14 protein-coding genes are annotated in these 12,662 nt (G+C 40.6%); 3 read left to right on the top strand and 11 right to left on the bottom strand.

The window, feature by feature from the left end:
- Nucleotides 1–15 precede the first annotated feature (15 nt).
- The 10 genes from smpB to IGI66_RS03525 form a co-directional block, all read right to left on the bottom strand.
- Entirely contained in the window at nucleotides 16–480 is a 465-nt protein-coding gene (smpB, locus tag IGI66_RS03570; protein WP_010781594.1) for an SsrA-binding protein SmpB, read from the bottom strand.
- A gap of 1 nt (nucleotide 481) precedes the next feature.
- The gene (rnr, locus tag IGI66_RS03565) at nucleotides 482–2,866 is read right to left on the bottom strand and encodes a ribonuclease R (RefSeq protein ID WP_438847621.1); all 2,385 of its coding nucleotides are present in this window, start codon (nucleotides 2,864–2,866) and stop codon (nucleotides 482–484) included.
- Nucleotides 2,847–3,611 (bottom strand): alpha/beta hydrolase, encoded by a 765-nt coding sequence (locus IGI66_RS03560; RefSeq protein ID WP_431380738.1) that lies wholly within the window; start codon nucleotides 3,609–3,611, stop codon nucleotides 2,847–2,849. The genes rnr and IGI66_RS03560 overlap by 20 nt, the downstream gene beginning before the upstream one ends.
- Nucleotides 3,612–3,799: 188 nt before the next feature.
- Nucleotides 3,800–4,036, bottom strand: a complete 237-nt coding sequence (secG, locus tag IGI66_RS03555) for a preprotein translocase subunit SecG (protein WP_010781597.1) — start codon at nucleotides 4,034–4,036, stop codon at nucleotides 3,800–3,802.
- An 80-nt stretch (nucleotides 4,037–4,116) separates the two neighbouring features.
- Entirely contained in the window at nucleotides 4,117–4,392 is a 276-nt protein-coding gene (locus IGI66_RS03550; RefSeq protein ID WP_010781598.1) for a GNAT family N-acetyltransferase, read from the bottom strand.
- A gap of 39 nt (nucleotides 4,393–4,431) precedes the next feature.
- Entirely contained in the window at nucleotides 4,432–4,698 is a 267-nt protein-coding gene (locus tag IGI66_RS03545; protein WP_431380739.1) for a (4Fe-4S)-binding protein, read from the bottom strand.
- A gap of 66 nt (nucleotides 4,699–4,764) precedes the next feature.
- Nucleotides 4,765–5,100 (bottom strand): hypothetical protein, encoded by a 336-nt coding sequence (locus IGI66_RS03540; protein ID WP_086305500.1) that lies wholly within the window; start codon nucleotides 5,098–5,100, stop codon nucleotides 4,765–4,767.
- Nucleotides 5,087–5,599: a gamma carbonic anhydrase family protein gene (locus tag IGI66_RS03535; RefSeq protein WP_086305499.1), complete on the bottom strand. Its 513-nt coding sequence runs from the start codon at nucleotides 5,597–5,599 to the stop codon at nucleotides 5,087–5,089. The genes IGI66_RS03540 and IGI66_RS03535 overlap by 14 nt, the downstream gene beginning before the upstream one ends.
- Nucleotides 5,600–5,828: 229 nt before the next feature.
- A complete protein-coding gene (locus IGI66_RS03530) occupies nucleotides 5,829–7,589 on the bottom strand; it encodes an ABC transporter ATP-binding protein (protein WP_010781602.1) in 1,761 nt (586 codons plus the stop codon).
- Nucleotides 7,586–9,316, bottom strand: coding sequence for an ABC transporter ATP-binding protein (locus IGI66_RS03525; protein WP_438847616.1), 1,731 nt, complete (start codon nucleotides 9,314–9,316; stop codon nucleotides 7,586–7,588). The genes IGI66_RS03530 and IGI66_RS03525 overlap by 4 nt, the downstream gene beginning before the upstream one ends.
- 360 nt (nucleotides 9,317–9,676) lie before the next feature.
- Between IGI66_RS03525 and IGI66_RS03520 the strand changes: the two genes are divergently transcribed.
- The 3 genes from IGI66_RS03520 (at nucleotide 9,677) to IGI66_RS03510 (ending at nucleotide 12,295) form a co-directional block, all read left to right on the top strand.
- Nucleotides 9,677–9,889 (top strand): DNA-directed RNA polymerase subunit epsilon, encoded by a 213-nt coding sequence (locus IGI66_RS03520; RefSeq protein ID WP_010781604.1) that lies wholly within the window; start codon nucleotides 9,677–9,679, stop codon nucleotides 9,887–9,889.
- A gap of 3 nt (nucleotides 9,890–9,892) precedes the next feature.
- Nucleotides 9,893–11,569, top strand: a complete 1,677-nt coding sequence (rnjA, locus tag IGI66_RS03515; protein WP_010781605.1) for a ribonuclease J1 — start codon at nucleotides 9,893–9,895, stop codon at nucleotides 11,567–11,569.
- Nucleotides 11,570–11,803: 234 nt separating this feature from the next.
- Nucleotides 11,804–12,295 (top strand): TetR/AcrR family transcriptional regulator, encoded by a 492-nt coding sequence (locus tag IGI66_RS03510; RefSeq protein WP_010781606.1) that lies wholly within the window; start codon nucleotides 11,804–11,806, stop codon nucleotides 12,293–12,295.
- A 71-nt stretch (nucleotides 12,296–12,366) separates the two neighbouring features.
- On the opposite strand, the gene IGI66_RS03505 is transcribed toward IGI66_RS03510, so the two are convergent.
- On the bottom strand, nucleotides 12,367–12,567 hold the full coding sequence (locus IGI66_RS03505) for a cold-shock protein (RefSeq protein ID WP_010781607.1): 201 nt from the start codon (nucleotides 12,565–12,567) through the stop codon (nucleotides 12,367–12,369).
- Nucleotides 12,568–12,662 lie beyond the last annotated feature (95 nt).

The raw sequence follows: 12,662 nt of genomic DNA, 5'->3' as shown, positions 1-12,662 counted from the left end.
AAAAAGAATATTTTGCTAGCGCGAATAGTTTTTCAACGTTCGACTGATTTGACGATCCACGTCTTTACGCTTCAAACTTTCTCGTTTATCATATTGATGTTTTCCCTTGGCAACACCAATCAGAACCTTAGCGTAGCCATCTTTCAAGTACACTTTTAAGGGGACTAGTGTGATACCTGTCGTCTTAAGTTCGCCAGCTAAACGAGCGATTTGTTTTTTATGCATGAGCAGCTTGCGAGTTCGCAAAGGGTCGTGGTTAAAAATATTCCCCTGTTCATATGGACTAATATGAACATTGTATAAGAAAGCTTCCCCATTTCGAATGCGCGCAAAGCCATCTTTTAAATTGATTCGACTATTGCGAATGGCTTTTATTTCAGTTCCTTGTAGAACGATCCCGGCCTCGATCGTATCAATGATCGTATAATCGTGGCGTGCTTTTTTATTTTGTGCGACTAATTTCCCATCACCTTTTGGCATGTTATCCCTTCTTTCTGCCCGGTTTTTTCTTTTTGGCTACAGATTTGTAAAATGGTTTTTTCCCTTTTTTCTTTTTCTTGCCTTTTTCGTTGTTTTTATTCTCAACATTTTTACTATTTTTACTATAGTGCTTTTCGCTAGTTTTATGATTGTTGCGGCCGCCGGTTGGCTTGCGTCGCTTATCACGACGGTTGTTGCTAGGAACCTCTAAAGAAGGAATCTCTTCTGCTTCTAAAAGTTCAAAATCGATCTCTCGTGTTTCTGGATCAGACTTCGTCACCTTTATTCGGACTTTTTGACCGATTTTAAAGGTTTGACGTGTACGCTCACCGACTAACGCCAATTGGTTTTCAATAAAATGGAAGTAATCCTGTTTCAATTCGTTTAGATGGATCATTCCCTCTACCGTATTTGGAAGCTCAATGAAGATACCAAATTTGGTGACTGAACTGATAAGTCCATCAAATTCTTCCCCAACTTTTTCTGCCATATATTCGGCTTTTTTCATGCTGTCGACTTCTCGTTCAGCGTCTACTGCACGTCGTTCCATCTTCGAACTATGATTAGCGATGTCTGGTAATTTTTCTGCCCATTTTTCTTGAGTTGTTTCACTTTGATCTTGGCTATACGTCCGAATCAAGCGATGGACGATCAAATCGGGGTAACGTCGGATCGGCGACGTGAAATGCGTGTAGTATTCCGCTGCCAATCCGTAATGCCCATAATTATCCTCGGAGTAACGTGCTTGCTGCATACTACGCAACAACATCGTATTAATAACTGCTGCTTCCGGTTTATCTCCCACGTCATGGATTACTTGTTGAAGACCCTTCGGGGTGATCGTATTTTTTGTTCCTTTGACTAAAATACCCAGTGCTGCAGCAAAATCAAAGAAACGCTGCATTTTTTCTTCTTTTGGTTGTTCATGAATTCGATAGATGAATGGTACCTTCAATCGATTGAAATGCTCAGCAACGGTTTCATTCGCCGCCAACATGAACGATTCAATCAAGCGTTCGCCAACACCTCGATCTCGCAATTCAATATCCAGCGGGCGTCCTTCAGGATCAACAAGAATTTTAGCTTCTCTGTCCTCAAAGTTAATTGCCCCACGGCGACTACGACGTTCTTCAAGAATTAGATGCAGTTCTTTCATCAAATGAAACATCGGAACTAGGTCACGGTAGCGTTCAGTCGTTTCTGCATCGTCTTCTTCTAAAATTTCATTTACCGCGGAATACGTCATTCGTTCGGTCGTTTGGATCACACTTTGAAAAATCTCATGATGAACAATCGTCCCACTTGGATCAATCTCCATCTCACAGCTCATAGTCAAGCGTGGTACTTGAGGATTCAAGGAGCATATACCATTTGATAAACGTTGCGGGATCATGGGGATTACTCGGTCCGTCAAGTAGACACTCGTTCCACGTTCGAACGCTTCTTTATCCAAGATGCTGTCTTCCGTCACATAGTAGGAAACATCCGCGATGTGTACCCCTAAAAAGTAATTTCCATTATCTAGTTTACGGACCGTCACAGCGTCATCCAAATCTTTTGCATCCGCTCCATCAATCGTTACGATCTGTTGATCCCGTAAATCACGGCGGCCTACTAAATCAGATGCAGCGATTTTATCAGGGACTTCTTCAGAAGCTGATTGAACCTCTTCTGGAAATTGGGTTGGGATTCCTTGAGCAATCACGATCGATAATATATCCATGCCTGGATCATTTTTATGACCAATTACCTTTGTGATCATCCCCTCAAGACTTGTTGCATATCCCTTCTCAGGATAATGAGTGATCTCAACGATCACGACACTGCCATCCACTGGTTGAATGCCTTCCGCCGCAATAAAAACCTTAAATTGCGCACTTTTTTTATCCTTCGGTGTTACATAACCGAATAGATCAGATTCCGCAATTTCATCCACATCAAAAGCTGTAAACTCACCAACAAGTTGCTGAATCTTCCGTTCTTTAATAGAAACAACACGGCCTTCCGCGCCACGATCTGAAAACAGATCCGCCGTTTTTTGGATGTCGATCATGACAATGTCACCATCCATCGCAAAATTAGTCGCTTCTTTCGGGACAAAAATATCCGGTTCCTCTGGATCAATCGTCACGAAACCAAAGCCTCGTTCATTGCGACGAAAAATCCCTTCCACTTCGATTGGCTGAAAAGGCAACTTGATGTGCCCTTTTTTGTTAAATTCTAGTGCTTTCTCTCTTTCAAGCTGCGCCACTGTTTGGACTAATCGCTTATAATCCTCGCTTTTACGCATATCTAAAACTTCTGCTAATTCTTCCATTGAAAGACTTTTTTTGTTGGCTGCCTTCAAGCCAGCTAGTATTTCTGATTTAATTGTTTTTCTCTCCATTATCTTCTCTCCAACCAAGACTGGCTAAAAAATTTACCACGTCTTGTTCTAATTGTCTTCTTTCTGGGCCCACGGTGATCACGTGACTGCTCTCAGGATACCAATTCAAGCTGAATGATGTCTGACGCAATTGGCTTGCTGTTTGAAATACCCCTTCCGCTTCAATCATTTCATCTTGTCCTGCCTGTGCCATAAAGAAAGGCCGAGTGATTGCAGCTAAGTTTTCATAAGCAATTAACGCTTGATCTTCAATGGCCTTTAACTGATCTTCTACCAATGGGCGATAACTGTCAATTTTCTCTCTTGTCGCTTCCTTGCCTGATCGATCCAATACTTGCTTCGCATATAATAGAAAACTTTCAGTCACATTCGTTTTAACTGGGGCAATAGGGGAACAAAAAAAGCCGCCGCCAAGAAAGTTTTCTGGCATCTTACTTAATAAGCGAGTCGCGAAAATCCCTCCCATTGAAAGTCCAAAAACAGCGATTTCCTGATATCCTTTTGACTTCAAGTACGCTACCCCGTTTTGAGTGTCTTCCCACCATTGTTCGGCAGACTTCTCAAGAATATCTAATGGGTCCATAGTTCCGTGTCCACTATATAAGGGTGCATAAACTGTATAATTCCATTTTTCCAAATAACGTGCCATCATACGCACGTCATTTGGACTGCCAGAATACGCGTGCAACAGTAGGACCGCTCGTTTTCCATTCGGCAAAAACAACGACTTTGGCGGTTGAATCATCTTTTTTCACTCTCCACTCATTCAATTTCATACGCAGACACCTCACTATCCGTATTAGGTCCTTTCGCCAGAAAATAATCCGTTGACCCTTGATTGTAAGTGCCGTCTGCCTTTCTCTCTTATCTTAAAGTGTACTTGATTTAATACAAATACAAAATAAAAAAGACCTCTCACGCGAGAGGCCGGTTTTATTTGCTTGATAAAAACATTAATACGAAGAGCAAAACCATCCAGATCACACCTAGAATCGCTGTTGATCGTTGCATCACAGCTTCAAAGCCGCGCGCTTTTTGCTTTCCGAATAATTGATCTGCACCGCCAGTAAAAGCACTCGCAGCACTATTTTGTTTGCTAGGTTGCATCATAATCGTAATAACGATGATTACTGATAAAACTAAGATAACACCCAAAATAAAATTATACAAAAGATGACCCTCCTTATTTCCAAACTACCTCGATTTTACTTTAGCACAATTGAGGTCATTTGACTAGGGACGTGAGATACTTATTTTCTTAAAACATCTGCATATTCTGGTTTTTCATCAAACTCTTTTTTTGCGAATGGGCATAATGGGATGATTTTTTTATCATCTTTCCGTGCTTTTTCAACACCGGCAGCAACTAATTTTTCTGCCAAGCCTTGTCCGCGATATGTTGGATCGACAAATGTATGATCAATGATCATAATTTCTGGACCAGCATTTGACCATGTCATTTCTCCTGCCTCTTCATTTTGATCGTTCAATAAGACAAAGCGTTCTTTTTCTTCTTTGATTTCCATAATGATTCGATTCTCCTTACTCTACTTTATTTGTTTCCCTTACTTCTTCACAACATATTTCAAGGCGCCGCTTGGGCAAGTATCCACGACATAACTAGCATTTTCAACACTGCCATTGTCTGGAATAATCCATGGTCTGCGTCCCACCTCAAAAATTTCTGGATTGCCTCTTACACAGTTCCCAATGTGCGCGCAAATATCCTTGTTATAATAAATATCAATGCCCTCACCATGATACCTGCGATAGCCCTTGGCCAATAAGTCTTCTTCATTGACCGGCTCATGATCAAATTTACTTCCGTCCATTTTTTATCACTTCCTTTAAGTAAGATTATAATGGGAATTAAGAAAAATTTATACTAACTCGTCTTATTAAACCAAAAGTTCAATCAGTGTCTGCATCGCGTGATACGCATCCGTTTGATCGGGAAACGCTAAAATAAAGTGCCGTCCTCCAACTGTTTCAACGATCAGTTCGAATATTCCCTCGTGCTGACGAATAGAAAATGGCTTCAAGCTATCCGTTGTATAATAAATATTTCGCGGCTCTTTTGTTAAATCGTCTTCTTCCAGTACATACAATCCACGACTAGAAAAAATCAGGAAATGGGCTTTCTGATCTTCGTAAATAGCTAATTGATTTAGACCTTCATCAGGAAACAACGCCCGCAACTGTGCCTGCAACAGTAAGAAGCTAGTCTCCTTCATGAACAGCTCCTCTTACTTGGAATGGCGGTATCTCGTTGTTCAAGTATTTTTCTCCTAATTCGTAATAATGCTCCGCATTTTTGCGGTTGCTACTGATTTCTTCCGGTGTCAATTGACGAATCACGCGTGCTGGTGATCCAAATGCTAGCGAGTTCGGCGGAATCACTGTTCCTTCTGTTACTAATGACCCCGCACCGATCAGACTATTTTCGCCAATTTCTGCATGATTCAAAATCGTTGACCCCATCCCGATCAACGCCCCGCTATGGATCGTACACCCGTGAATAATACACGCGTGTCCAATTGTGACATATTCTCCGATCGAAGTAGGAGCATCATGATCCACATGTACAATCGTTCCATCCTGCACATTGCTCATTTCTCCAATAGCGATCGTGTTGCTATCTCCTCTTAAAACGCTTTGAAACCAAATCGTTGCGCCCTTTTCTATGGTTACATCGCCATAAACATCCGCGCTGGATGCGATAAAATTAGCCATTCCTTTTCCTCCAATTCTCTTTCTGCTATCCTTGATCCTTCTCTTATCTAAACTTTTGTTGTCCAAATAAGTATAGCATTTATCCATTGACTCTTCCTTACCTAAGAAGTGTATGAATAAAAGGAAAAAGCCAGATTCTTCTGCATTCTCATCGTTGATGGAAGCAGAAGCACCTGGCTCTCTAGTTCTCTATTGAAATATTCTAGTATCTTTTAAATGAGCCTTCCTTTTATTCCGCTTCTTCCATGAACTGGCTATTGTATAGCTGTTCATAGAATCCCCCTTGGGCCAGAAGTTCATTGTGGGTACCATGCTCAATGATTTGACCATCCTTCATAACTAAAATATGGTCTGCATCACGAATCGTTGATAACCGATGGGCAATTACAAAACTCGTGCGCCCTTGCATGACACGATCCATTGCTTTTTGGATCAATCCTTCTAAACGAGTATCCACCGAGCTTGTTGCTTCATCCAGAATAAGAATCTTAGGATCAGAGATAACTGCTCTAGCAATGGTCAATAATTGTTTTTGTCCAAGAGAGACATTGTCTCCCTCTGAATTGATTTCCATATCATACCCATCAGGCATCGTTCGAATAAAATGATCCACATTTGCTGTTTTAGCCGCATCGACTACTTCATAATCCGTAGCCTCTAAGCGTCCAAAGCGAATATTGTCTCCGATCGTTCCTTCGTATAACCAAGCATCTTGCAATACCATACCAAATAAGGAACGAACATCCGAACGATTCATTTCTTGTGTGTTTACACCATCAATCAAGATGCGTCCACTATTGATATCGTAAAACCGCATCAGCAAATTGATCAACGTCGTCTTACCTGCACCTGTCGGACCAACGATAGCGACTGTTTCCCCTGCTTTGACCTCGAAGCTTAAATCCTCGATCAACGGCTTCTTCGGATCGTAACTGAATCTTACATGATCAAAAACAACATTTCCTTGTACTGGTTCTGGTAAAGGCAGATCCTGCTCGTTTAATTCTTCCTCTGGTTCATCTAATATTTCAAAAACTCGTTTAGCTGAAGCCGATGCACTTTGGATCATTGAAGACAGTTGGGTGATTTCCCCCATCGGCTGACTAACTTGCCAAATGTATTGAATAAAGGCTTGGAGCTGCCCTACTAAAATCACACCGTGAATAACATTCCAACTTCCCAAAATAGCCATCGCGATGTACGTTGCATAAGCGGTCAACTGAACCAACGGCTGCATCAAGCTTGAAACAAAGGCCGCGCGGAAACCATAGCGTCGAAGCTCATGATTGACTTCGCTAAAGCCAGCCAAGGTTTCTTTTTCACGTCCATACAATTTTAAAACGCTAAAGCCAGTCATATTTTCCTGTACATAGCCGTTCAATTCACCCAATGAATTTTGCATTCCTTGGAAATCCTTCTGTGACACTTGAACGATTTTTCGAGAAACAACAATGGATAACGGAATCATGATCAATGATAAGACCGCCATCATGGGATTGATGTAAAACATCATCGCAACTGCTAACAAAATACCTAAGACAGCATTGATAGATTTGATGATGGCTTGCTGCATCGCATTACTCACAGCATCCACATCGTTCGTTACACGTGAGAGAATGTTTCCTTGTTGGTTTCGATCAAAATAGGAAACTGGCAACCGATTAATCTTGGCTTCAATATCTTCACGCAAATCACGCATTGCAGATTGTACAACGTTTGCCATCAGCCAGCCTGTTCCTAATTGCGTACAACTATAGGCAATCCCCACAATCACGATCACGACTAACCATTTAAAGACATAGTCAAAATTTACAGCCTCGCCCTGCATGATGTTTTTACTAACTTCAGTTGTAGGCAGACCTGTCAAATAAGGCATCCAGGTTCCTAGAATCAAGGTTCCAATAGCCAGTATCAAGACCAAAATAAATGATTTTTTGTAAGGATTAATATAGTGCATCAACCGCTTTAAAGAAGAAGTGTATTTTCTCATGCTAATTCCTCCTTCGTCAATTGAGAAGCAGCAATATCATAATAAATTGGACAATTATCTAATAGCTCACGATGAGTACCTATTCCTACAACATCGCCCTCGTTCAACACAACGATCTTATCCGCGTGCATAATCGTACCTACGCGTTGCGCAACTATTAATACCGCGCATTCTGTCGTTTCCTTTTTCAATCGAGCACGCAGTTTTGCATCGGTTTGATAATCCAACGCTGAGAAGCTATCATCAAAAATATAAATCTCCGGTTTGCGGATCACCGCGCGGGCAATCGCTAAACGCTGCTTCTGACCACCAGAGAAATTATTTCCACCCTCCGATAATTCTTCTTGGTAGCCCTCAGGTTTCTGAGCGATGAACTCTGAGGCTTGCGCAATCTCTGCAGCCTGTTCCATCTCGGCTTGTGTCGCATCTTCTTTCCCGTAACGAAGATTATCCGCGATCGTTCCAGTAAATAATTGTGCTTTTTGCGGGATATAACCAATCTTGTTACGTAGATCCTTCAATTGATACTCTCTTACATCCATTCCATCGACTAACACTTGTCCTTCTGTCACATCGTAAAATCGAGGGATCAATTGAATCAAGGTTGATTTCCCAGATCCAGTACTACCGATAAAAGCAACTGTCTCACCTGGATTGGCTGTAAAGCTGACATTTCGAATCACCGGACTTTCTGCATGTCCCGGATATGCAAATGTCACATCACGAAATTCCAAAGAGCTTTTTTCTGTTGGTTCCGCTGTTTTTTCAGGATTATCTTTGATTAATGGGTCCATATCAAAGGCTTCTTGAATACGCAATGCGGATACATTGGCCCGCGGATACATCATGAAGACTGTCGCAAACAGCATGAAAGAAAACAGCGCATGGAAAATGTACTCGATAAAAGCGATCAACGTTCCGACTTCTAAAGAACCCTGGTTGATCTGAACGGTCCCGTTCCAAATAATCAAAACCATGACAATATTAAATAGAAAGAAAAATCCAGGCTGTGCCACTGCCATTAAATGAAATAGACTCTTCGAACTATTCGTGTAGGCATCATTGACGAATTTGAAACGCATTTCTTCAAATTTTTCATTCACAAAAGCGCGTATTACCCGTAAGCCAGAAAGATTCTCACGTAAAATTCCGTTAATATTATCTAAATTATTCTGCTGTTTTGTAGATAAGGGCTCTGAATACTTCGCAATTAAAATAACTGCTAATAACAAGATAGGCAGCGCCAACAAAACATAAATACCCAAACCAGGACTCGTCCGCATGATCAAATACAAGCTCATTCCGAACATCATTGGAGTCATGAAGCCGGTCGTCAGGATATTTTGCATGAAGAGCATGATCTGATACGCGTCATTTGTTGTTCTAGTAATTAACGAAGGAACACCAATCTGCTCATATTCCGAGTGGGAGAAGGTCTGAACTTTCTCAAAAAGGTCGTCCCGAATATCAGCCACCATTCTAGATGTAATCTGAGAACTGAAGTAACGTAATGAAATACTCATGATGATCCCGATCACTGTTATCACAATCATCACGATCCCCATCTTACGTACATAGTCAAAATCGTTATTTCCAATTCCTTTATCAATCATCATGGCTAATATCGTCGGCAACCCCAACTCGATCAAAATAAATCCAAAAACACTGATGAAATCTAACAATAATAGCTTTTTGTAGCGCAAGGTATACCGCAACATCAACTTCATTTTTATTCGCCTCTCTCTATAACGTAATGACTCCAATATAGCATAAAAATATTGCTTCTGCCTGCTCAGTAATACGTTCTTTTTATTTTTATTTTTAAACTTTCTGAAAATTTCTTAGGATTCGTCATTTCAATTCTTAGTTTCTATACTTCTTATATATTCTGTGATAAACTACAAGTAATTGTTGTAAGAACAACCCAAAGAACGGTGAAATTGTTTTTTCAAGCAAGAAGCAAAGACGAGGCTTCTTCTCAACACTTTAGTTCTAGCTAAATTGCTGAGCATAAAAAAATAGGTGGCAACCGCCCCTCATTTTGTCGTGGAAAAAATTGCTATAATGCAAATAAAGGAGATAGATTCATGATTTACAAAGTTTATTATCAAGAAACCAAAGAACGCAACCCAAAACGCGAGCAAACACAATCATTGTATGTGGAAGCGGACAATGAAGAAATGGTACACAATTTATTACGTGATAACACCCCATATAACGTTGAATACATCCAACTTTTAGAAGGCAATCATTTAGAGTATGAAAAAGAAAATGCCGACTTCAAGTTAACGGAGTTCTAATCTATGAAACTCTCGCTAAAAAACAACGAAACTGGTGTCTTTGCCATTGGTGGATTGGGCGAAATCGGAAAAAATATGTATGGGGTTCAATTTCAAGATGAGATCATCATTATAGATGCCGGGATAAAATTTCCTGAAGACGATCTATTAGGAATTGATTATGTCATTCCCGATTTTAGTTACGTTGTCCAAAACATCAATAAGGTTAAAGCATTAGTGATCACCCACGGACATGAAGATCATATCGGTGGTGTTCCCTACCTATTAAAACAAGCAAATATTCCGATCTACGCGGGGGCTCTTGCTCTGGCTCTGATCAAAAACAAATTGGATGAGCATGGATTATTGCGTGACGCAGAATTGCACGAAATCGATGAAGATTCAGTCATTCGTTTCCGCAAAACATCTGTGAGCTTTTTCCGAACGACGCATAGTATTCCAGATCCTCTAGGTGTGGTCGTTAAAACACCTTCTGGGAATATCGTGGAAACTGGTGACTTCAAATTTGACTTCACACCTGTCGGTCAACCAGCCAACTTGCATCGCATGGCTAAGCTCGGTGAGGAAGGCGTGTTGTGTCTTTTATCTGACAGTACGAATGCTGAGGTTCCTACATTTACAAAATCTGAGCAAACTATTGGGCAGTCCATCTTGCGTATTATGGAAAAAATCGAAGGTCGGATCATTTTCGCTACCTTCGCTTCTAATATTTCTCGTTTGCAACAAGCCGCTACTGCTGCTGTTGCTACAGGTAGGAAGATCGCCGTCTTCGGTCGAAGCATGGAGAACGCGATCGTCAATGGACAAAAATTAGGCTATATCACTGTTCCTGATGGTACATTTGTTGATGCTCATGAAATTAATAATTTGCCTGCTAACGAATTAATGATTTTATGTACGGGTTCTCAAGGGGAACCTATGGCAGCTTTGTCTCGTATCGCGAACGGTACACACCGTCAAATCCAGATTCAACCGGACGATACCGTCATTTTCTCAAGTTCACCTATCCCTGGGAATACGACAAGTGTGAATCATTTGATCAACCTGCTTTCTGAAGCAGGTGCAGAAGTGATTCATGGGAAAGTCAATAACATCCACACTTCTGGTCATGGTAGTCAACAAGAACAAAAATTGATGCTTCGCTTAATGAAACCAAAATATTTTGTTCCGATCCACGGCGAATTCAGAATGTTGAAGATCCATACAGGATTAGCTCAAGATACGGGTGTTCCTGAAGAAAATTGTTTCATTATGGAAAATGGCGATATGTTGGCCTTGACTGCGGATAGCGCTAGACGCGCTGGTCATTTTAATGCCAGTGATGTGTACGTGGATGGCAGCGGGATCGGAGATATCGGTAATGTCGTTCTGCGAGATCGCCGTATTCTTTCTGAAGAAGGCTTGGTTCTTGCTGTCGCAACGGTTGATATTGCTAAGAAGGAAATCTTAGCTGGTCCAGATATTTTATCTCGAGGATTTGTGTACATGCGTGAATCCGGCGAGATGATCAATGAAGGGCAACGAATTTTATTCCACGCATTGCGGGAAGCTTTAAACGAAGCAGGATGCACTGAAGCAAAACTGAAAAATGCGATGGTCGCAGCACTGCAACCATTCTTATTTGATCAAACAGAACGTCACCCAATGATTTTACCAATGATTATGACGCCTGATAACTAATTAAACATCTATCTGATTTTCAGATAGATGTTTTTTTAATTTTAGGTCTTTTCAACGAATATTCAAATAACTAGCGCTTTTTTTGCAAAAAAAAATATTATTTTTCTGAAAACACCAAAAAACCAATTGACAAATAACTCTTTTATTTGCACAATGAAGACTAGTTAGAAAGATACAATAACTGCATTTAGTTATTTTATAGTTTCTTGAAATCAGAATAAAGGAAGATTAATTATGGTTAGAACACAACGCATAAAAAGAAGTCACATCATTGATGGTGCGTATCAGTTGATTCTCAATGAAGGCTTCAATAAATTCCATGCCCGTAACATTGCCCAACACATCTCTTGCTCGACTCAACCGATCTATCGCGAGTTTGCCAACTTAGCTGAGCTGAAGTCGGTTTTGACCAATCGTATATTGGTCAAATATACAGATTTTCTAGAAGATCAGGAACCAAAATCTTTGCAAGCATTATCTGCAGCTATCACCAACTATGCTACTGACTATCCAGAGGAATTTTATCGTTTCTTCCTACAAGACTCCGATACGATCCAACTAGTCAAGCAAGCGACCAAAGATATCTTTGCCACGATCAAGCTAGAAAAAAGCAATCCCCTCTTTTTTGAATTTTTCTGGCAATACTGTATTGGCAAGTCCGCACTTGCGACTAATAATTCCAATCATACAGATGGCTTAGAAGAAGACCGCTTTTTCCAATTTTAAATGGAGAGCTAATCCTTTTTTCTTAGCATACAAAAAAAGCCTTAGAGAACATTCTCTAAGGCTTTGTTGTATTATTGCTTATTCACGTTAGCTGCTTGAGGTCCGCGATCGCTTTCTTCAACATCGAAAGTTACTGCTTGTCCTTCTTCTAATGTTTTGAAGCCGTCGCCTTGGATAGCTGAGAAATGTACGAATACATCGCTGCCATCTTCACGAGTGATGAAGCCAAAACCTTTTTCTGCGTTAAACCATTTTACTGTTCCGTTTTCCATGAATAAAATTCCTCCTCGTGCCTAAGCACTTATTGATTGTAACATTGCTGCACTACGAAAAGGAAACATCTGTATACCAGCTCGCAACTCAAACA

Source organism: Enterococcus sp. AZ048 (assembly GCF_051715125.1).
Taxonomy (GTDB): Bacteria; Bacillota; Bacilli; order Lactobacillales; family Enterococcaceae; genus Enterococcus_A; species Enterococcus_A gilvus.
This window is presented reverse-complemented; position numbering and strand designations above follow the sequence as displayed.

Excerpts from the sequence above, each read along its gene's own strand:
- rnr (WP_438847621.1), bottom strand. The coding sequence starts at position 2,866 with ATGGAGAGAAAAACAATTAAATCAGAAATACTAGCTGGCTTGAAGGCA.
- IGI66_RS03540 (WP_086305500.1), bottom strand. The coding sequence starts at position 5,100 with ATGAAGGAGACTAGCTTCTTACTGTTGCAGGCACAGTTGCGGGCGTTG.
- rnjA (WP_010781605.1), top strand. The coding sequence starts at position 9,893 with ATGAAACTCTCGCTAAAAAACAACGAAACTGGTGTCTTTGCCATTGGT.
- IGI66_RS03505 (WP_010781607.1), bottom strand. The coding sequence starts at position 12,567 with ATGGAAAACGGAACAGTAAAATGGTTTAACGCAGAAAAAGGTTTTGGC.
- IGI66_RS03550 (WP_010781598.1), bottom strand. The coding sequence starts at position 4,392 with ATGGAAATCAAAGAAGAAAAAGAACGCTTTGTCTTATTGAACGATCAA.
- IGI66_RS03510 (WP_010781606.1), top strand. The coding sequence starts at position 11,804 with ATGGTTAGAACACAACGCATAAAAAGAAGTCACATCATTGATGGTGCG.
- IGI66_RS03520 (WP_010781604.1), top strand. The coding sequence starts at position 9,677 with ATGATTTACAAAGTTTATTATCAAGAAACCAAAGAACGCAACCCAAAA.
- IGI66_RS03560 (WP_431380738.1), bottom strand. The coding sequence starts at position 3,611 with ATGATTCAACCGCCAAAGTCGTTGTTTTTGCCGAATGGAAAACGAGCG.
- smpB (WP_010781594.1), bottom strand. The coding sequence starts at position 480 with ATGCCAAAAGGTGATGGGAAATTAGTCGCACAAAATAAAAAAGCACGC.
- IGI66_RS03535 (WP_086305499.1), bottom strand. The coding sequence starts at position 5,599 with ATGGCTAATTTTATCGCATCCAGCGCGGATGTTTATGGCGATGTAACC.
- IGI66_RS03545 (WP_431380739.1), bottom strand. The coding sequence starts at position 4,698 with ATGGACGGAAGTAAATTTGATCATGAGCCGGTCAATGAAGAAGACTTA.
- IGI66_RS03530 (WP_010781602.1), bottom strand. The coding sequence starts at position 7,589 with ATGAGAAAATACACTTCTTCTTTAAAGCGGTTGATGCACTATATTAAT.
- IGI66_RS03525 (WP_438847616.1), bottom strand. The coding sequence starts at position 9,316 with ATGAAGTTGATGTTGCGGTATACCTTGCGCTACAAAAAGCTATTATTG.